Origin of the sequence: Rhizobium sp. ERR 942, from assembly GCF_007828395.1 — a bacterium.
Lineage (GTDB): Bacteria > Pseudomonadota > Alphaproteobacteria > Rhizobiales > Rhizobiaceae > Rhizobium > Rhizobium dioscoreae.
Genome location: NZ_VIUA01000002.1, coordinates 388,345 through 407,528 on the forward strand (window position 1 = coordinate 388,345; position 19,184 = coordinate 407,528).

The 19,184-nt window shown below is 60.2% G+C and carries 15 protein-coding genes; 9 read left to right on the plus strand and 6 right to left on the minus strand.

The window, feature by feature from the left end:
- Position 1 precedes the first annotated feature (1 nt).
- From nirB to FBZ97_RS34335, 6 genes are all read left to right on the plus strand, one after another.
- The gene (gene nirB, locus FBZ97_RS08715; RefSeq protein ID WP_145318417.1) at positions 2-2,452 is read left to right on the plus strand and encodes a nitrite reductase large subunit NirB; all 2,451 of its coding nucleotides are present in this window, start codon (positions 2-4) and stop codon (positions 2,450-2,452) included.
- A gap of 4 nt (positions 2,453-2,456) precedes the next feature.
- Positions 2,457-2,792 (plus strand): nitrite reductase small subunit NirD, encoded by a 336-nt coding sequence (gene nirD / locus FBZ97_RS08720; protein ID WP_069614617.1) that lies wholly within the window; start codon positions 2,457-2,459, stop codon positions 2,790-2,792.
- A 219-nt stretch (positions 2,793-3,011) separates the two neighbouring features.
- On the plus strand, positions 3,012-5,669 hold the full coding sequence (locus tag FBZ97_RS08730) for a nitrate reductase (protein WP_145318420.1): 2,658 nt from the start codon (positions 3,012-3,014) through the stop codon (positions 5,667-5,669).
- Positions 5,670-5,798: 129 nt separating this feature from the next.
- The gene (locus tag FBZ97_RS08735) at positions 5,799-6,830 is read left to right on the plus strand and encodes a CorA family divalent cation transporter (protein WP_145318423.1); all 1,032 of its coding nucleotides are present in this window, start codon (positions 5,799-5,801) and stop codon (positions 6,828-6,830) included.
- A 62-nt stretch (positions 6,831-6,892) separates the two neighbouring features.
- Positions 6,893-7,399 carry a hypothetical protein gene (locus FBZ97_RS08740; RefSeq protein WP_145318426.1) on the plus strand — a complete coding sequence of 169 codons (507 nt, stop codon included), beginning with the start codon at positions 6,893-6,895 and terminating at the stop codon, positions 7,397-7,399.
- Positions 7,400-7,633: 234 nt separating this feature from the next.
- On the plus strand, positions 7,634-7,807 hold the full coding sequence (locus FBZ97_RS34335) for a hypothetical protein (RefSeq protein ID WP_015342656.1): 174 nt from the start codon (positions 7,634-7,636) through the stop codon (positions 7,805-7,807).
- 78 nt (positions 7,808-7,885) lie between these two features.
- Here the strand turns inward: FBZ97_RS34335 and FBZ97_RS08745 are convergent, their stop codons facing one another.
- From FBZ97_RS08745 to FBZ97_RS08755, 3 genes are all read right to left on the minus strand, one after another.
- Entirely contained in the window at positions 7,886-8,719 is an 834-nt protein-coding gene (locus FBZ97_RS08745) for an alpha/beta hydrolase (RefSeq protein WP_113333156.1), read from the minus strand.
- 357 nt (positions 8,720-9,076) lie between these two features.
- The gene (locus FBZ97_RS08750) at positions 9,077-10,081 is read right to left on the minus strand and encodes an alpha/beta hydrolase (RefSeq protein ID WP_145319993.1); all 1,005 of its coding nucleotides are present in this window, start codon (positions 10,079-10,081) and stop codon (positions 9,077-9,079) included.
- 251 nt (positions 10,082-10,332) lie between these two features.
- On the minus strand, positions 10,333-11,022 hold the full coding sequence (locus FBZ97_RS08755) for a DJ-1/PfpI family protein (protein WP_145318429.1): 690 nt from the start codon (positions 11,020-11,022) through the stop codon (positions 10,333-10,335).
- A gap of 85 nt (positions 11,023-11,107) precedes the next feature.
- Between FBZ97_RS08755 and FBZ97_RS08760 the strand changes: the two genes are divergently transcribed.
- On the plus strand, positions 11,108-12,058 hold the full coding sequence (locus FBZ97_RS08760) for a helix-turn-helix domain-containing protein (RefSeq protein ID WP_145318433.1): 951 nt from the start codon (positions 11,108-11,110) through the stop codon (positions 12,056-12,058).
- 141 nt (positions 12,059-12,199) lie between these two features.
- Positions 12,200-13,111 carry an acetamidase/formamidase family protein gene (locus FBZ97_RS08765; RefSeq protein WP_113355836.1) on the plus strand — a complete coding sequence of 304 codons (912 nt, stop codon included), beginning with the start codon at positions 12,200-12,202 and terminating at the stop codon, positions 13,109-13,111.
- A gap of 15 nt (positions 13,112-13,126) precedes the next feature.
- Here the strand turns inward: FBZ97_RS08765 and FBZ97_RS08770 are convergent, their stop codons facing one another.
- The 3 genes from FBZ97_RS08770 to FBZ97_RS08780 form a co-directional block, all read right to left on the minus strand.
- The gene (locus tag FBZ97_RS08770; RefSeq protein ID WP_145318436.1) at positions 13,127-14,869 is read right to left on the minus strand and encodes a cation:proton antiporter; all 1,743 of its coding nucleotides are present in this window, start codon (positions 14,867-14,869) and stop codon (positions 13,127-13,129) included.
- 172 nt (positions 14,870-15,041) lie between these two features.
- Positions 15,042-16,088: an NAD(P)-dependent alcohol dehydrogenase gene (locus FBZ97_RS08775; RefSeq protein WP_145318439.1), complete on the minus strand. Its 1,047-nt coding sequence runs from the start codon at positions 16,086-16,088 to the stop codon at positions 15,042-15,044.
- 421 nt (positions 16,089-16,509) lie between these two features.
- Positions 16,510-17,973, minus strand: coding sequence for a DHA2 family efflux MFS transporter permease subunit (locus FBZ97_RS08780; RefSeq protein WP_197044202.1), 1,464 nt, complete (start codon positions 17,971-17,973; stop codon positions 16,510-16,512).
- Positions 17,974-18,383: 410 nt separating this feature from the next.
- On the opposite strand from FBZ97_RS08780, the gene FBZ97_RS08785 reads away from it, so the two are divergent.
- On the plus strand, positions 18,384-19,178 hold the full coding sequence (locus FBZ97_RS08785) for a FadR/GntR family transcriptional regulator (protein ID WP_113333149.1): 795 nt from the start codon (positions 18,384-18,386) through the stop codon (positions 19,176-19,178).
- Positions 19,179-19,184 lie beyond the last annotated feature (6 nt).

The window sequence follows — 19,184 nt, forward strand, 5'->3', positions numbered from 1 at the left end:
CATGACCCAGAAACTCGTCATCATCGGCAATGGCATGGCGCCAGGGCGCATGCTGGAACATCTGCTGGAAAAGGCGCCCGGCCTCTATCAGGTCACGATCTTCAACGCCGAACCGCGCGTCAATTACGATCGCATCATGCTGTCGCCGGTGCTGTCAGGCGAAAAGGACTTCGAGCAGATCATCATCCATGGCGACGGCTGGTACATCAAGCACGGCATCACGCTCTACAAGGGACACAAGATCGTCGCCATCGACCGGGCGGCAAAGACGGTCACCTCCGATCACGGCGTGATGGAGAGCTACGACAAGCTTGTGATCGCGACAGGCTCCGTTCCCTTCATCATTCCGGTTCCGGGCAAGGAATTGCGCGGGGTCATCACCTATCGTGATCTGGACGACGTGCAGGCCATGCTGCTTGCGGCTCAGTCACGCGAAAAAGCCGTTGTCATCGGCGGCGGTCTGCTTGGTCTTGAAGCCGCAGCCGGGCTTAGCCTGCGTGGTATGGATGTCACCGTTCTTCATGTGCAGCCGACTCTGATGGAACGTCAGCTCGATCCCGCCGCCGGCTATCTCCTGCAAAAGGCTGTCGAGGAGCGCGGCATCAAGGTCATCACCAAGGCCAATACCAGGGCGATCATCGGCGACGGCAAGGTCGAGGGGATCGAACTGGACGATGGACGGGTGATCCCGGCCACGCTCGTCGTCATGGCCGTCGGAATCCGTCCCAATGTCGGCCTTGCCAAGGAAGCGGGCATCGCCGTCAACCGCGGAATCGTCGTCGATGACGGTATGCAGACCTCGGATGGCTCGATCATGGCGCTCGGCGAATGCGCCGAAGTCGGCGGCATGGTTTATGGCCTCGTCGCCCCGCTCTACGAGATGGCGCGTGTCGCCGCCTCGCACCTCGCTGGCGACGCGAGCGCCGCCTTCGTGCATTCAGACACGCCGACGAAGCTCAAGGTCACGGGCATCGATTTGTTTTCGCTCGGTGACTTCGCCGATGGCGACGATCGCGAAGAGATCGTCCTGCGCGACGCGGCGGCCGGCGTCTACAAGCGCCTCGTGCTGAAGGACAACAGGATCATCGGCACCGTGCTCTACGGCGAGACCGCCGACGGCGCTTGGTTCAACGACCTGAAGAAGAAGGCGGTGGATATCTCTGAGATGCGCGATACCCTGATCTTCGGTCAGGCCTATCAGGGAGGGTCGCCGCTGGACCCTATGGCGGCCGTTGCAGCCTTGCCGGATGATGCGGAAATCTGCGGCTGCAACGGCGTCTGCAAGGGCAAGATCACCTCGACCATCACGGCTAAGGGCCTGACATCACTCGACGACGTGCGCGCCCACACGAAGGCTTCAGCCTCCTGCGGCTCCTGCACTGGCCTTGTCGAACAATTGATGTCGATCACGCTCGGCGACAGCTACAACCCTGCCGCCGTCCAACCGATGTGCACCTGCACCGAGCTCGGCCATGACGATGTCAGAAGGCTGATAAAAGCCAAGGGACTGAAGACCATTCCTGCCGTTATGCAGGAGCTTGAATGGAAAACCTCCTGCGGCTGCGCCAAGTGCCGCCCGGCTCTGAACTATTACCTCGTCTGCGATTGGCCGGACGAATATGCCGATGACTACCAGTCGCGCTTCATCAATGAACGCGTGCATGCCAACATCCAGAAGGACGGCACCTATTCCGTGGTGCCACGCATGTGGGGCGGCGTCACCAGCTCGAACGAGTTGCGCGCCATTGCCGACGTCGTCGACAAGTTCGAGATCCCGATGGTGAAAGTGACCGGCGGCCAACGTATCGACCTTCTCGGCGTACAGAAGGAGGATCTGCCCGCCGTCTGGGCTGATCTCGGCAAGGCTGGCTTCATCTCGGGACAAGCCTATGCCAAGGGGCTGCGCACGGTGAAGACCTGCGTCGGCTCCGACTGGTGCCGCTTCGGCACGCAGGATTCGACCGGTCTCGGCATTCGCATCGAGAAATTCATGTGGGGCTCATGGACGCCGGCGAAGGTGAAGATGGCCGTCTCCGGCTGTCCCCGCAACTGCGCCGAGGCGACCTGCAAGGATGTCGGCGTCATCTGCGTCGACAGCGGCTTCGAAATCCATTTCGCCGGTGCCGCCGGCCTCGACATCAAGGGCACGGAAGTGCTCGGCCTCGTCAAGACGGAGGACGAGGCGCTGGAACACATCGTGGCGCTGACGCAGATGTATCGTGAGCAGGCCCGCTATCTCGAGCGCATCTACAAATGGGCCAAGCGCATCGGCCTCGATGAGATCCGCCGCCAGATCATGGGTGATGCCGAAAAGCGCAAGGCTTATTACGAGCGCTTTGTTTTCAGCCAGAAATTCGCCCAGGTCGATCCCTGGTCGGAGCGCGTCTCCGGCAAGGACAAACATGAGTTCAAGCCGATGGCGACGGTCGGCTTCCCGCAGGCCGCCGAGTGAGGAGATGAATATGAACTGGATCGAAATCGGCGACATCTCCGACATCCCGCCTCGGGGCGCACGCTGCGTGAAAACCCCGCAGGGCAAGATCGCCGTGTTCCGCACGGCAGAAAACGAGGTCTTCGCCATCGAGGATCATTGCCCGCACAAAGGCGGGCCGCTCTCCCAGGGCATCGTTCACGGTAAAGCCGTGACCTGTCCGCTGCACAACTGGGTGATCTCGCTCGAAACCGGCAAGGCGCTTGGCGCCGATCAGGGCGAAGTGCGGACTATTCCGGTCCGAAACGAGGACGGGGCGCTCTTCATCGCGCTCGAAAGCCTGATGATGGCGGCGGAGTGAGGATGACGGTGCGCGGGAGAATACCCCCCTCTGTCCCTTCGGGACATCTCCCCCACAAGGGGGGAGATCATATGGTGCTCCTGCAAGCGGAGTCATCATTTTCGCAGCGCGGAGGCAATCTCACGCTCCCACTGATCTCCCCCCTTGTGGGGGAGATGTCAGCAAAGCTGACAGAGGGGGGTGTTTCGCCACGTCCTTTGAGTTTCATGGACCCCACCCATGTCCATTGAAACCAAAACCACCTGCCCCTATTGCGGCGTCGGATGCGGCGTCATCGCCAGGGTCGATGACGACGGCAAGGTCTCCGTCAAAGGCGATCCCGACCACCCCTCCAACTTCGGACGGCTATGCTCGAAGGGCTCGGCGCTCGGTGAAACTATCGATCTCGACGGCCGTCTGCTCCATCCGGAAATTGCCGGCCAGAGGGCAAGCTGGGACGATGCGCTTGATCTGGTCGCGAGACGCCTCAGTGAGACGATTGCCGAGCATGGACCGGATTCCGTTGCCTTCTACGTCTCCGGCCAGCTGCTGACGGAGGATTATTACGTCGCCAACAAGCTGATGAAAGGCTTCATCGGCTCGGGCAATATCGACACGAATTCGCGGCTCTGCATGTCATCCTCGGTCGCCGGTCATCGCCGCGCCTTCGGTTCGGATACGGTGCCCGGCACCTACGAGGATATCGAGCTTGCCGACCTCGTCATCCTCACCGGCTCCAATCTCGCCTGGTGCCATCCGGTCATCTACCAGCGGCTGGCGGCGGCAAAGGCGGCACGGCCGACGATGAAGATCGTCGTCATCGATCCGCGCCGGACCATGACCTGCGATATCGCCGATCTGCATCTGGCGATCCGGCCGGATGGCGACGTTGCCCTTTTCCTGGGCCTGTTCGAGCATCTGATCACAAGCAACACCATCGATCAGAATTATATTGCAGAGCATACCGGCGGCTTTGCCGAGGCCTTCGCAGCCGCCGGCGCCCTGTCGTTCAACCACGTGCTTGAGCTGACCGGCCTGCCCGCCATGCAGCTTCGCGAATTCTACCGGCTGTTTGCGCAGACCGAGAAGGTCGTTACCTGCTACAGCCAGGGTGTCAACCAATCCTCATCCGGCACCGATAAGGTCAACGCCATCATCAATTGCCATCTCGCGACCGGCCGCATCGGCCGGCCCGGTATAGGCCCCTTCTCACTGACCGGCCAGCCGAATGCCATGGGCGGCCGCGAGGTCGGCGGCCTCGCCAACATGCTTGCCGCTCACATGGCGATCGAGAGCGCTTTGGATCGCGACCGCGTGCAGCGCTTCTGGCAGTCACCGCGGATTGCCGGAAAGCCGGGATTGAAGGCGGTCGACATGTTTCGCGCCGTCGCCGACGGCCGCATCAAGGCATTGTGGATCATGGCGACCAACCCCGTCGTCTCCATGCCGGACGCCGATGCCGTCGAGGCGGCCATCAGAGCCTGTCCCTTCGTCGTTGTCTCCGACATCCTGCGCGAGACGGATACGACGCGGCACGCGCATGTGCTGCTGCCCTCGCTGGGTTGGGGGGAAAAGGACGGCACCGTCACCAATTCCGAACGGCGGATTTCGAGGCAGCGCCAGTTTCTCGCAGCCCCCGGCGAAGCCAGGCCCGACTGGTGGCAAATGGCCGAAGTCGGCCGGCGCATGGGATTTTCGCAAGCCTTTTCGTTTCGCACACATGCGGAGATCTTCGCCGAGCACGCGGGCCTTTCCGGCTTCGAAAACGAGGGCAGCCGGGACTTCGACATCGGCGCTTATCAAGCGATCGCCACAGAAGAATACGACGCGCTCACGCCGTTCCAATGGCCACAGCCAGCCGGGGCGGCACCACGGATCACCCGCTTCTTTGTGAATGGCGGATTTTATCATTCCGATCGCAAGGCGCGCTTCATCGCCATAGAGCCGCCGGCTACCGATCGAACAGACAGCCGCTTCCCCCTGACGCTCAATACCGGACGCGTTCGCGATCACTGGCATACGATGACGCGCACCGGCAAAAGCGCCCGCCTATCGGGCCACATCGCCGAGCCCTTCGTCGAGATCCATCCGCGTGATGCAATCGAGATCGGTGTCGCCGAAGCGGGCTTAGTCGAGATCGAGAGCCCGCATGGCAAGGTGATCGTCCGCGCCTTGGTGACAGAGCGGCAGGCGCGCGGCAGCCTCTTCGTACCGATCCACTGGAACGATAGCTTCGCCGCCAAAGCCCGCATCGACGCCGTGGTCGCTCCCCTTACAGATCCGATTTCCGGTCAGCCCGCGTCGAAGAATGTCGCAGTCTGCGCACGCCGCTTCCAGGCCTCGCATTATTGCTTCACGGTCTCTACAGCAAAGCCGCGCGACCTCGAGAGTGCCTATTGGGCGCTTGCCAAGACCGATGGTGGATGGCGGACAGAACTTGCTTTCGATCTGGTACCGGACGACTGGGTCAGCTGGTGCCGCGCGACATTCGATATACCAGTTGACCTCGAGCCGCTCGGCTATGCCGATCGGGCCTCCGGAGACCTGCGCCTTGCCTTCTTCGATGGCGAGCGGCTGCTTGCGGCTCTCTTTGTCGCCCGCCAGCCCGTCGCGGTCGCCCGAAACTGGGCGATCGCCCAGCTTTCGGCATCGCACGGCAATCTCAACAAGCGGTTTGCGCTGATCGCAGGCAGGCCGGGAGCCGATGCGATTGATGCCGGTGCGACGGTCTGTTCCTGCTTCAGCGTCGGCGTCAATCAAATCGTCGCGGCTATTCGCGGCGGCTGTCACAGTGTCGAAGCCGTCAGCAAGAAGCTTAATGCTGGAACCAATTGCGGCTCCTGCCGTGCCGAGGTCCGTACGATCATCGATAGCTGTCTTGCCGCGGCGGCAGAATGAACGGTCTGGCATCATAACCGATCATTCGCGTTAAACTGCAGTTTCACCTTAACGTTCTCGGTGCTAGAACTATTGAAAATAGCTGCATGATTTCGCTTTCCTTTTACACTCGGGGGAGGATGGGAGCGGATGGAGATCGAGGGCCGGAAGGTTCAACTCAGCTACGGCGCCGAGCCGGGCATACGCTTCGCCGTCCTTCTCGACGGCAACGGCAGCTGTCGCGAGATCGGTGCCGCTGGCCTGCAGAGTTGGAAGCCGGCAGACGGAATTCTCTGGGTTCATCTCGAGCGTGACCATGATGCGGCGGCCGCTTGGATAACACGAAATGGCGGTTTCGATCCGCTCGTCGCTGACGCGTTGCTCGAGGATGAATCACGTCCCCGTGTCGAGCCGGTTGATGACGGCCTGCTGATCATTCTTCGCGGCGTCTGCGCTGCACCGCCTGACGAGGCGGATGTGGCGATCGAGGATCTGGATCTCGTTCCCCTGCATGCCTGGGTGGACGAAAACCGCGTCGTGACGCTTCGCGACAGCGGCCATTACATCACCGCTCTTCGGGACATTCGCCAGGCGCTCGAAAAGGGCAAGGGGCCGAAGCGCACCGGCGAACTGCTTGCCCTCGTCAGCGACAAGCTCGTGAGGGACCTGGAGCCCGTTCTTGATCAGATGGATGAGGAAGTTGACGAGCTGGATGAGCTGATCTTCCATGGCGAGGCCGCCGAAGTCCGCGAGCGCCTGAAGCTGCTTCGCAGACGCGCCGTGCAGCTAAGACGCTATCTTTCGCCGCAACGCGATGCCCTCAATCGCATCGAACATGACGACGCTCCCTGGCTTGCCGAACGCGACAAGCTTCGCATGCGTGAGGTCATCGACAAGCTGATGCGCTGCATCGAGTATCTGGATGCAATCCGCGACCGGACAGGCATCCTGCACGATGACCTTTCGACCGTCATCAGCGAGCGCATCGCCCGCAACTCCAACAGGCTTGCAGCGCTTGCCGCGTTGCTGCTGCCGCCGAGCGTCGTTGCCGGCCTGTTCGGTATGAATGTCGGCGGCATTCCAGGCGTCAACGATACCTGGGCCTTCATCATCATCGTCGTATTGGTCGCCGTCACCTCCATCATCACTCTCTATATTCTGAAGCGCATCAACTGGCTCTGACTGCCTGGGAACTGAGCATAGCCTGCGACGTTCCTAGTTAGTCTGACGAAGGGATTGATATCATGCGTTATCAAGCGTGCCTTCTTGCCCTCCTTGCCGCTGTTTGCCTGGCGACACCTGCCGCCGCCGATGAAAGCGGATTTTTGAAGCCGCTGAACGGCAGCTGGACGGGAACCGGCAAGGTGCTTCGAAAGATCGGCGACGCGCCGATCAATGTCTCCTGCAGATTCACCATCAGCGCACCGGGTTCCTCGATTTCGATGAGGGGAAACTGCCGCGGCCTTCTCATCATCAGTCGCGCGATCTCGGCCCAGCTCACGGCGCGCGGAAACAGATACTCAGGTACCTACACCGGTCCTTCCGGTGCGACATCGCAGCTGTCGGGCAGCAGGCAGGGCGATGTCATCAATCTGGCGGTGCGCTGGGCACGTCTCGTCAATGGCGATCGCGATGCCAGTATGACCATTCGCAGGCAGGGCGACGGCCAGCTGACGCTCCGGACCATCGACAAGGATCTGAGCTCCGGCAAATCGGTCGTAACCAGCGAGATCAATCTGCACCGTCAATGATGCTCAAAACGAAAGCCCGCTGCTTCTTTATCAATGATAGGGCAAAGGCAAGACCACATTTTCTGATTGACGAGTTTGGCCGAAAATCACCCATAAATTACAAGGGAATTAGAGTCGCTGGTTGGCGTTTTCCATTGGAAAGCCGCTGTGCCTCGGCGGCCGCGGCCCGAACGCTGCCTTGCTTGACTTTCAGAACTCCATATGAGAACATAAAGTGAACAAATGGAGATTTCCATGACCAAGGCAGAACAAGTCATCGAACGTGCAATGACCTTTGTCGCTGTCTCGAAGGCCCTTCGGGAGCGCGAACAGGAACGGCGCGCCACATGGACGCGCCGCGTTGAAATCAGCCGGCCGCTACCGCCCTTGCCCCGCGCCGTTCAGCTCTCGTTGAAACTCGACAGCTGAAATGGTGAGGGTGGTAACCAGCACCCGGCAGGCTGTGAAGCGCCCGCCTTTTTGGCGGGCGCATGACCATTTTAATGCTTAGGCCTTGAAGAAGGCGAGCAGGTCGGCGTTAATCACGTCCGCATGCGTGGTGGCCATACCGTGCGGGAAGCCCTTATAGACCTTGAGCGTGCCATTCTTCAGCAGCTTCGAGGAGAGAAGCGCCGAATCCGCGATCGGCACAATCTGGTCGTCGTCGCCATGCATGACGAGGGTCGGGACTTCGATCTTCTTCAAGTCTTCGGTGAAGTCTGTTTCCGAAAAGGCCTTGATGCAATCGTAATGGGCCTTGGTGCCGCCCATCATGCCCTGGCGCCACCAATTATCGATAACGCCCTGCGAAACAGCTGCGCCCGGACGATTGAAACCGTAGAACGGCCCTGCCGGAATATCGCGGAAGAACTGAGCGCGGTTGGCTGCAAGCGCTGCACGGAAGCCATCAAAGACTTCCAGCGGCAGGCCGCCGGGGTTCTTGTCGGACTTGACCATGATCGGCGGTACGGCGCCGATCAGCACGGCCTTCGAGACGCGGCCATGGCCGCCATACTGGGCGACATAGCGCGCAACTTCGCCGCCGCCTGTCGAATGGCCGACATGGATGGCGCCCTTGAGATCGAGATGCTCGGCAAGAGCCGCCACATCGGCGGCGTAGGTATCCATTTCATTTCCGGTCGCCGTCTGGCTGGAGCGGCCATGGCCGCGGCGGTCGTGGGCGATGACGCGGTAGCCCTGATGAAGGAAGAATAGCATCTGGGCGTCCCAATCGTCGGAGCTCAAAGGCCACCCGTGATGGAAGACGATCGGCTGGCCCGTTCCCCAATCCTTGTAGAAGATCTGGGTGCCGTCTTTGGTGGTGATCGTGCTGCTGCTCATTGTGTCCTTACCTTTCGAAGTTGATTGCTTTGTAGAGGCTTGTGCAGGTTGAGCGAAGGGGCTGGCAGCTGCAGCAGCGGCAAGGCCCAGCCCGGCTGTCATAACGCCCCGACGAGTAGCTTGAGGGATAGACTGGCTCATTTCAATCTCCACTTAAATTTATCGTGCGATTTATTATTGCGACATGGACATGCATAATGGCTTTCGCCTGCCCTGTCTATATAAAAATTTAATCCACGATTATTTATTGCGATAAATAATTAGGCGCCATAAGCCGTTCGACCGAGCGCGCTTGATGAGGCATCGCAGAAGAGCAGACATTTTCGCAATCAGATTGAGCTCGACCAGGTGTGCGAGCTATTGCACTGGCTTATCGACGAAATGCGCAATCGCGAACTGCGCAACGCGCTCGTTCGACTTCCTCGCATCATCGAGCCAGAACGGGAAAATCTGCCATTGATGGATCATCCCCGGCCAGACTTCCAGGCTCACATTGCCACCCGCCTGGCGCACTTTGTCTGCGAACCGCGAGGCGTCATCAAGTAGCACTTCGCGAGCGCCGACCTGGATCAGCAGCGGAGGGAACCCGGAGACATTGCCATAGAGCGGTGATATATCGGGATCGGCGAGAAGGCGATCACGCGCGAACGCATCGTGGATAAGGATCAACTCGGCCTTGTTCATGAAGGGATCGCTGGCGGCGTTGGCGGCCAGGGAAGCGCCCGTTGCAACGAAATCGGTAATCGGGCTCATCGCGACCACGGCAGCGGGAAGCGGACCGCTCAGCCTAAGCTGGTTCAAAACGACCTCGATGGCCAGAGTCGCGCCAACCGACTCGCCGACGATAACAACGTTGCCGGCCTTGTATCCCGATGTCAGAAGCCAGCGATAGGCCGCAATGGCATCGTCCTTCTGCGCGGGAAAGCGATTTTCGGGCGCGAGGCGATAATCGATCAACAGCACATCAGCCGAGGCGGCCTTGGCGAGCGAACCCGCTATGTTGGCGTGCGTCCGAAGGGAGCCGCTATAGAAGCCGCCGCCATGCAAATAAAGGATGGCACGCCGCCCGATCGGATGATGCAATCGTGCCGGCCAGATCAGATCGCCATCCACCCCGTTCGCGTCGACACGCCGTATCTGGACACGCGCCGGGCCTGGCGTCGATGCCATGAGCTTTTCGAAATCGGAGCGGCGTTGCAACAGGTCGGCTCCGGACACCGCGCCGCTGTCACGCAAGGTGCCGATCAGCTTCTCGATCTGCTCGCTCGAAGCCTTTGTCTGCGGAGCGATCTCGGATGTCTCGGCGGCTGCAGCGTGCGATATCGACCCCAGGCCTGCACATATCAGAACGGTCACTGCCATGACGAAACGGAAAATGCAGCGCAACGATCGGAACTCGTTCATCAAATAAGCCTTTTCCCCGTAAGGCCGTGGACGCTATTGTGATGCCACGGTCGCAGAAAAGCTATTTGTGTCAAGTATGATGGGCGACGTGAGACTGGAATTTCCATTCATCCGCTGCCCATCATTGCCTCGACACGATCAACCGTTGATCGCTTCCCTATCGATGCTCCGTTTCATTGAGGTGACAGTACCGGTGGACAAGCCGATGTTCATTCAGGCTCATGTCTGGCCGCCGTGAGGCGAGCGACGATCTCCTGCCGCGCCATTCTCGAGCCGGCAAGGCGTTGCCTGGTTCTCGCCAACACCCCAGCGCTGGCCTTCTCGGGCAATCCGGAATGAAATGGCGGCTCTGGCGCGTATTCCAGCGACAATTGGATCGCCTCGGCTTCCTCTCGACCGCGCAAAGCGGCAGCAATCGTCAATCCGAAATCGATGCCAGCAGTCACGCCGCCCGCGGTGAAGAGATTGCCATCCCGCACCACGCGCCCCGGCGTGACGACGGCTCCGAAACTCTCGAGGAAATCAAGCGCATTCCAATGGGTCGTGGCCTTCTTGCCCTTGAGCAGGCCGGCCGCTCCAAGGACGAGAGAACCGGTGCACACCGATGTTACGAAGTGCGCTCGGGTCGCCTGTTCCCGGACGAAGCTCAGGACGGCCTTATCCTCGAGCAGTGCATTCACGCCGACGCCGCCGGGCACGCAGATCACATCGAGCGGCGGGCATTCGGCAAATGTCGTCGTCGGCTGCAACACCAGCTTCGTTGCCGACACGATCGGCGACGTGTCCTTCCACACCAGATGCACCTCCGCATCATCCATCGAGGCGAATACCTCATAAGGTGCGGTCAGATCGAGTTGCTGGACGCCGGGAAAGGCAAGCAGGCCGAAGCGAATGGTCATGACATGTCTCCAAGGATTGACTTTTCCAAACCTATGCGACAACGATCTGGCATATTTGCCAAACCACCGTCATTTCTTGCCAATCATGCGCCGCATCGAAATTCTTGCGTTCGACAATGCCCAGCTGCTCGACATTACCGGTCCGCTGCAGGTTTTCACCAGCGCCAACGAGGCGGCGCATGAGCTCGATCGGCCGAAACCATACGAGGCCATCGTGGTCGCGGAAGACCCGCAGACGCAAACGAGCTCGGGTCTCGTGCTCATGACCGCCCCACTCGGCAATATCGATACACCGCTCGACACCTTGATCATCGCCGGCGGCTGGGGCGTCAATAAAGCCTGCGAGAACCTCGACCTGATCGAATGGGTGCGCCGGCGAGCTGCGAATGCCCGACGGATAGCCTCGGTCTGCAGCGGCGCCTTTCTGCTTGCGGAAGCCGGTCTTCTGAACGGGCGGCGGGCAGCGACCCATTGGAATCGTTGCGAGGAATTCGCCAAGCGCTTTCCGCAAGTGAAGCTTGAGCCCGATCCGATCTTCGTTCAGGACGGGCAGATCTGGAGTTCCGCCGGCGTGACTGCCGGCATCGATCTCTCGCTTGCGCTGGTCGAAGCTGATCTCGGGAGAAAACTGGCGCTCTCCGTCGCGCGCGAACTCGTCGTCTTCCTCAAGCGCCCCGGCGGCCAGGCGCAGTTCAGTGCGGCACTGAGACTTCAGGAGGGCGGCGAACGCTTCGACCGTCTGCATGGCTGGATCATGGACAATCTGCGCGCCGATCTTTCCCTGCCGACGCTTGCCGAGCAGGCCAATATGAGCGCACGCAGCTTCTCGCGCCATTATTTGAAGGCGACCGGGCGGACGCCTGCACGCGCCGTGGAGGAAATCCGCATCGAGGCAGCCCGCCGCCTTCTGGAGGAAGGCCTGAGCGTGCATCAGGCACGCATGCGCTGCGGCTTCAGTTCGGAAGAAACCATGCGACGCAATTTCATGCGGAAATTCGGCACGACGCCGCAGGCATTTCGCGATCATTTTGCTTGAGGCTTGTCTGCGGCGGCAGGCATTTAACCGCATACCAAACGAAGTGGCCTTTCTGCATAAATGTGGTCGCTGCGCTCTTTCCCAGACGTTCGGAGTCGTCATAGGCTGACGCGACCGGATTCCACGTGAGGCTTAAGCAAAATGGCAATACACCGTTTCGCCCCTACCCTTTATCACAATGTCATCGGCTCGCTGCCGCCGGCCTTGCATGTTGCCGATGGCGATACGGTTGTTACCGAAACGCTCGATGCCGCCGGCTACGACAAGCATGATGTCCGCCAGATATCCGGCCCCAATCCGATGAACGGGCCGATCTTCGTCGAGGGTGCTGAGCCGGGAGATTCTCTCAAGGTCGAGATTCTCGCAATGGCGCCGACGCGCGATACGGGTTTCACCGGCAGCGTGGTCGCCGCCAACGTCGTCGATCCGCAGGATGTCCGGGCGCTACCGGCACGCGAGAGGGTTATCTGGCAGATCGACCGCCAGAATCTCACGGCGCGATTGGCCGAACCGGTGGCGGGTCTCGAAACCCTTACCCTGCCGCTGGCTCCGATGATCGGCTGCTTCGGGGTCGCACCGTCGCTCGGTCAGGCCATATCGACCGCCACCAGCGGCGAATTCGGCGGCAACATGGATTATCGGCTGCTGGGGCCTGGCACGACCATCTGGTTTCCGGTTTCGACGCCTGGCGCGCTCTTTTTCCTCGGCGATTGCCATGCAGTGCAAGGAGACGGCGAGATCGTCGGCACCGGGATAGAGACCACTTTCGAGGTGACGGTGCGCCTCAGCGTCGAAAAGAAAAAGACGATCATCTGGCCGCGCGGCGAGACGGCGGAGGATATTTTCACCATCGGCAATGCCCGGCCGCTCGATCAAGCCCTGCAGCATGCCACCAGCGAGATGCTGCGCTGGCTCGGCTCCGATTACGGTCTCGACAAGACCGCAGCCAGCCACCTGCTCGGTCAGGTCGTGCGCTATGATGTCGGCAACGTCTTCGACCCTGCCTACACCATGGCCTGCCGTGTTTCGAAAAGCTGGCTGAAACGCCGATAAAACATCAGCCTGATATCAGCTGGCATCCTGGGAAAGGTCGCGCCGCTGGCGTGACACATTGCTCTCCTGCCGCTCCCGCGCCATGCGGCTGACGGCGGCACGCAGCTGCGGATGGCGCGACATGAACAGATTGAAATCTCGGCGATCCAGCACGAAGAGCTGACAGAAATCGACGGCAACGACATCGGCCGTGCGGCGTGCCCCCGTCAGCAGCGCCATTTCACCGAAGAAGGCGCCCGCGCCGAGCCGGATCTCGTCATTCTCCAGCTGCACTTCGACAGCACCGGAGGCGATGAAGAACATGCTGTCACCGCGATCGCCGGTTCTGATCACCCGGTCACCGGGCGACGCCGATCTCGGGCGGAAGAGCAGCAGAAGTTCCTCATGCTCGTTATCATCAAGTTCGGCAAACATCGGGAAGGTTTCGATGAGCTGCTCGATCTCGAGATGATGCTGGCGATCCCGCTCCTCGCGCTGCTTGTTGATGACGGCCAGCTGGCGGCGAAGAGCCTCCTGCTTGGCCATGCCATATTTGTTCGCCAGGAACGGCCAGCGCGCAAAGGCCCAGTTTTCCAGCTTTTCCGTGGCGTAGAAAGCCAGTGGATTAAGGGTGATCGACAGGATCGCACCGGCGAGAATGAGATCCTGCCCTTCCCGCGTCAGCAATCCAAGCGAGACGCCGAGCCCCGCGAGAATGAAGGAGAATTCGCCGATCTGCGCAAGGCCGGCCGCAACAGCAAAACCGATGCTGGCGGGATAGCGCAGCAGCAGAACGACACAGAAGGCGATCAATGCCTTGCCGAGCATGATCAGAGCAAGCACGCCAATAATCATCAGCGGTTCGCGGATCAGAACGGTCGGATCGAAAAGCATCCCGACGGACACGAAGAAGAGAACCGAAAAGGCATTCTGCAATGGCAGGGAGTCGGCCGCCGCCCTGTGGCTGAGATGCGATTCACTCATCACAAGGCCGGCAAAGAAGGCGCCGAGCGCAAAGGACACACCGAAGATTTCTGCCGCACCGAAGGCGATACCGAGCGCGATCGCCAGAACCGACAGCGTGAACAGCTCGCGCGAACCCGTGCGCGCAACCGAAGTCAGGAGCCATGGCACCACACGCGGGCCGATGAAGATCGCGACAGCTGCAAAAGCGGCCACCTTGAGAAGCGTCATGCCGATCGTCAGCCAGATCGAACCGGAAGCGGCATGGCCGCCGGCATCCGCGTGACCGCCCAGAACACCGGCAAAGGCCGGCAAGAGCACGAGCGCAAGCACCATGGCCAGATCTTCGACAATCAGCCAGCCGACGGCGACACGACCATTCGTCGAACTCACGAGATTGCGCTCTTCCAGCGCCTTCAACAGCACGACCGTACTGGCAACGGCAAGGCTGAGGCCGAAGACCACGCCGGCGCCGACGCTCCAGCCCCATAGCGACGTCAAGCCCACCCCGAGCAGCGTCGCGATCGCGATCTGTCCGATGGCTCCGGGGATGGCGACGCCGCGCACCGCCAACAAATCCGCAGCAGAAAAATGCAGACCGACGCCGAACATCAGCAGGATGACGCCGATCTCGGCCAATTGCGACGCTAGGGAAACATCGGCGACAAAACCCGGCGTGGACGAGCCTATGATGACGCCGGCCACCAGATAGCCGACCAGCGGCGGCAGATGCAGCCTGTCGGCCAGATAGCCGAAAATGGCCGCGAACACGAAGCCGGCGGCAATCAATGCGATCAATGCAACGTCGTGCGGCACGGCGGTCCTTCCCGTTTCACGGCGTCAAAGCCTGTTTCCCTCTGTGAAAGGCTACCTAGCATCGCTTTTGCCAGGCCGTCTACGGGAGATATGAAACCTAAGGGAAAACATCGCCTTGCCGGTGCGTGAAGCCAGAAGAAGACTTGGGGCAAGGCGATGGGACAGCGAGCGACTATTGGTCGAGGACGATCTGCAATTTGACGTCGGTCGGACGGGCTTCGACGGCGCGATCGAAAGCCTTGATCGAGTCCTCGAAGTCGAATGTCTCGGAGATCAAGGGCTTGAGATCGACGCGGCCGGACGCGATCAGCGCGATCGAACGCTCATACTGATGCGCATAGCGGAAGACCGTTTCGATGCGGATCTCCTTGGTCGACGCCGTGGAAACATCGAAGCCGACCGGATTGACCGGCAGGCCGACGGCCACGATGACGCCGCCGGGACGCGGCAGCGCCATGACCGTTTCCCAGGCCTTCGGCGAGCCCGAGCATTCGAAGACGACATCCGCACCCCAGCCATCGGTCAGGCGATCGACTTCCTCGACAAGGTTCTTCTCGCGGATATTGACCGGAATGACGCCTTGATACTGCGCGGCGATATCGAGTTTCGGCTGGGCGAGATCGGCAACGATCGCCCGGGCGCAGCCACCGGCAAGCGCTGCAACCGCAACCATGATGCCGATCGGGCCGGCACCAAGCACGACAGCGGTGTCACCGGGCGTGATGCGCGCCTTGGTGGCTGCCTGCATACCGACGGCGAAGGGCTCGACCATCGCCCCTTCCGCAAAGCTGACATTATCAGGCAGCTTGAAGGTGTAGTTGGCCGGATGCACAACGAAAGGCGTCAGCACGCCATGGATCGGGGGCGTCGCCCAGAAGGTGACCGCAGGATCGATATTGTACATGCCGAGACGGCTCGCTTTGGAATTGGCATCGGGAATGCCGGGCTCCATGCAGACCCGGTCACCGACCTTCAGATGCGTCACACCTGCGCCGACTTCCACTACCGTTCCCGCCGCTTCGTGCCCGAGCACCATCGGTTCGTTGACGATAAAGGGGCCGATCTTGCCGTGCGTGTAGTAGTGCACATCCGACCCGCAGACACCGACCGTATGGATCTTGATCTTCACCTGGCCCGGCCCGACCTCCTGCGGCAGATCGATATCGCGGATCGCCAGTTCATGCTGACGCTCCAAAACCAGGGCACGCATCTTGCTCATTGCCTTTTCCTCTTTTCCAAAGCAGCCGGCGTCCCGCTGACACAGGGACGAAATCCTTTTCCGTTATATCGTGTGAGCCGGCATCATAAAACGAACTTTAGGCTCTTGCAGATGAAGTTCGACGGCTCTCTTCAGCCATCGAAGTATGCTTCGCCCTCCAAATATTAGATAAGGCTTATTATTTAGCTCGCTATTGCCGATATTGACTGGCGTTCCATTTCTTGTCTTTCTAATCACTAATGAGAAGGAGGGGCTCATTATGACAGTATATGATTGGACCGGTCAGCGCGCCCGCCGGAGGAGGATGATGCGCGCGGCAAGCGTCGCAATAGTTCTGATCATCCTGATGGCGATTCCAGCGATATTGCTGCATTATAATCTCATCCAACTCTCGTACTAACCGCTTCGGAAAAAGACATCACTACGCCGCTTTCGACACGCCCTTCCTTGGCTTGCGCGAGACGTTTTCGCCTGCCTTGCGGTCAAGCGGCAAACAATCCAGCACGGCCAGAAGCGCGATGATGCCGAGCAGCACGAAGGCGAGGCGGAACTCGATGGCGACGATGCTCTCCATTCCGAGCGGTGCGCTGATCGCCTGACCGATGCGAATGCCGATTGCGCCAACGGCGATGCCCATGCCCATCGTCAGCTGAAAGACGGTGCTGAACAGCGTGTTGGCACCCGTCATCTGCCCCGGTGGGATATCGGCAAAAGCGATCGTGTTGAGTGCGGTAAAATGCATCGACCGGCACATGCCGCCAATGAACAGTACCGGCACGATGAACCAGAGTGGCGTATCGGGCGAAAACAGCGCACAGGCAGCGATGAAGACGGCATTCAGAAGACCATTGACGATCAGCACCGGCTTGAAGCCGAAGCGGCGCAGAATGGGCGTCGTTGCCGGTTTCATCGCCAGATTGCCGGCAAAGACGGCGAGCGTCAGCATACCGGCGTGAAAGGCGCTGAGCCCGAAGCCGACCTGGAACATCAGCGGCAGCAGGAAGGGCACCGCGCCGATAGCGGTGCGGAATAGCGATCCGCCTGAGATAGTGATGGCGAACGTCGGCAGCTTCAGCCCCGAGAGATCGATGAGCGGATGCTCCGTGCGCAGAAAATGAAAAACGGCGATGGCCAGCAGGACAAAGCCGACGATCACATAGGTCCAGGCTTCCAGCCAGACAGGATCGGGGCGCCCGATCAATTCCAGCCCATACATGAGGCCGGCAAGTCCGATGCCGCTGACGACGAAGCCGATCCAGTCGAAAGGCGGGCGCGCCGTGCTTTTCGTCTCCGGAATGAGCATGAGCGCGAAGATGAAGGCCAGAATGCCGAGCGGCAGGTTAAGGAAGAAGATCCAGCGCCAGCTGACATGGTCGGTGATGAAACCGCCGAGCGGCGGCCCGAGGATCGGCGCCACCAGCGCCGGCCAGGTGATCGTCGCAATGGCCGAGATCAGCTTGTCCTTCGGCGTATTGTTCAAGACGACAAGCCGGCCCACCGGCACCATCATCGCCCCGCCGATGCCTTGCAGAATGCGCATGGCAACGAAGGAGCCGACCCCATTGGCAAAGCCGCAGAGAACGGAGGCGAGCGTGAAAATGACGACGGCGGTTGTGAAGACCAGACGTGCACCGAAGCGATCGCTGATCCAGCCGCTGATCGGAATAAAGACGCCGAGGGTCAGAAGATAGGCACTCATACCGATATTGAGGTCGACCGGGCGAGCACCGAAGGAAACGGCCATCTGCGGCAATGCGGTCGCGATGACCGTACCGTCGAGATTTTCCATGAAGAAGGCACCGGCCACGAGCAATGCAATCAACAGCGAGCGCGAGCCCGCTTCCTGCGCATCCTCCCTTTGCCCAGGCGTGGACATGTCGTTCATGGATCAGCAACTCCGAATCCGCCTCGCATCCCGCCTGCATTTAACCGGTTCGGTAACGTTTACGATAGTCGAAATCGTCCCATCAATCGATTAAGCGATCACGTTTCGCTTAGCGGATGGTGCGCAATTTGATCACCGCTGCCGATCCCGATAGAGGCCCGGGGCGAAACGCATCAGCATGTTCAAATTGGTGAACAGATCGATCAACTCGGTGCCAGTAGGCATGCATACGCAAGACATGCTAGGGTTTTCACTGGAAAATGCCGCGGGAAGAACAATGGGATCGATACAACATCAACATGGAACAGCCCCAAACTGGCCGAGATACCAGCAAGAAGCCTCGCAAATCGACGTAGGCTGATGATTGTTCTCGCGAACGGCGCATCAATAAGGAACGAGAGTCCCGCATAATGAAACATGGCCAGGACGCAATAACCTCCAGGGCTACCCCGGAGTCGAAACTGATCGTAACACAGTCGCCCTTCGATGCCTTTGTGCGAAAATACGGCACGATCCCCCGGCGTGGCGTCTTCGGCTATTTCGTCCACGAGCTCGGCCGCCGTATCGTCGGCGGAGACTATCCAGTCGGCGCAACACTGCCAAACGAACCTGATCTGGTCGAACAATTTGGCATCAGCCGCACGGTCATCCGCGAAGCGATGAAGTGCCTGGCCGGCAAGGGACTGGTCGAGATCAAGACCCGCGTCGGCACGCGCGTCAAGGAACGCTCCAACTGGCATCATCTCGATACGGATGTCATGGTCTGGTACTATGAGACCGGCCCCTCAGTCGAAATCATGCGATCGATCAAGGACCTGCGATTGGCACTCGAGCCGGAGGCGACGGCGCGCGCAGCACTGCGCCGCACCGAGAGCGATATTGCCGCGATCAGCTCCGCCTACGAGGAGATGGCGTCCACCATTGGCGACGTCAACAGCAATGCCGATGCCGATCTGCGCTTTCATACGGCGATCTTCGCCGCCACACACAACATGATCTATTCGCAGCTGATCGATCTGATCGCCGTCGGGATTTATGCCAATCGCACGCTTTCCGGCCATGAGGACATCGCCGAAGGGCAAAAGCGCGCCCTGCCCCTCCACAAGGCGATCCTCGACGCCATCGTCGCACAGGATACGGACGCCGCAATCAAAGCATCACGAAACCTGCTGGAAGCCTGGCTCGCGCGCGACTACGGCTTCTGACAGATC

Coding starts and splice junctions, on each gene's coding strand:
- nirD (WP_069614617.1), top strand. CDS start 2,457: ATGAATATGAACTGGATCGAAATCGGCGACATCTCCGACATCCCGCCT.
- FBZ97_RS08775 (WP_145318439.1), bottom strand. CDS start 16,088: ATGAGCAAGATGCGTGCCCTGGTTTTGGAGCGTCAGCATGAACTGGCG.
- FBZ97_RS08740 (WP_145318426.1), top strand. CDS start 6,893: ATGCGTTATCAAGCGTGCCTTCTTGCCCTCCTTGCCGCTGTTTGCCTG.
- nirB (WP_145318417.1), top strand. CDS start 2: ATGACCCAGAAACTCGTCATCATCGGCAATGGCATGGCGCCAGGGCGC.
- FBZ97_RS08755 (WP_145318429.1), bottom strand. CDS start 11,022: ATGACCATTCGCTTCGGCCTGCTTGCCTTTCCCGGCGTCCAGCAACTC.
- FBZ97_RS08745 (WP_113333156.1), bottom strand. CDS start 8,719: ATGAGCAGCAGCACGATCACCACCAAAGACGGCACCCAGATCTTCTAC.
- FBZ97_RS08765 (WP_113355836.1), top strand. CDS start 12,200: ATGGCAATACACCGTTTCGCCCCTACCCTTTATCACAATGTCATCGGC.
- FBZ97_RS08780 (WP_197044202.1), bottom strand. CDS start 17,973: ATGAACGACATGTCCACGCCTGGGCAAAGGGAGGATGCGCAGGAAGCG.
- FBZ97_RS34335 (WP_015342656.1), top strand. CDS start 7,634: ATGACCAAGGCAGAACAAGTCATCGAACGTGCAATGACCTTTGTCGCT.
- FBZ97_RS08785 (WP_113333149.1), top strand. CDS start 18,384: ATGAAACATGGCCAGGACGCAATAACCTCCAGGGCTACCCCGGAGTCG.
- FBZ97_RS08760 (WP_145318433.1), top strand. CDS start 11,108: ATGCGCCGCATCGAAATTCTTGCGTTCGACAATGCCCAGCTGCTCGAC.
- FBZ97_RS08735 (WP_145318423.1), top strand. CDS start 5,799: ATGGAGATCGAGGGCCGGAAGGTTCAACTCAGCTACGGCGCCGAGCCG.
- FBZ97_RS08730 (WP_145318420.1), top strand. CDS start 3,012: ATGTCCATTGAAACCAAAACCACCTGCCCCTATTGCGGCGTCGGATGC.
- FBZ97_RS08750 (WP_145319993.1), bottom strand. CDS start 10,081: ATGGCAGTGACCGTTCTGATATGTGCAGGCCTGGGGTCGATATCGCAC.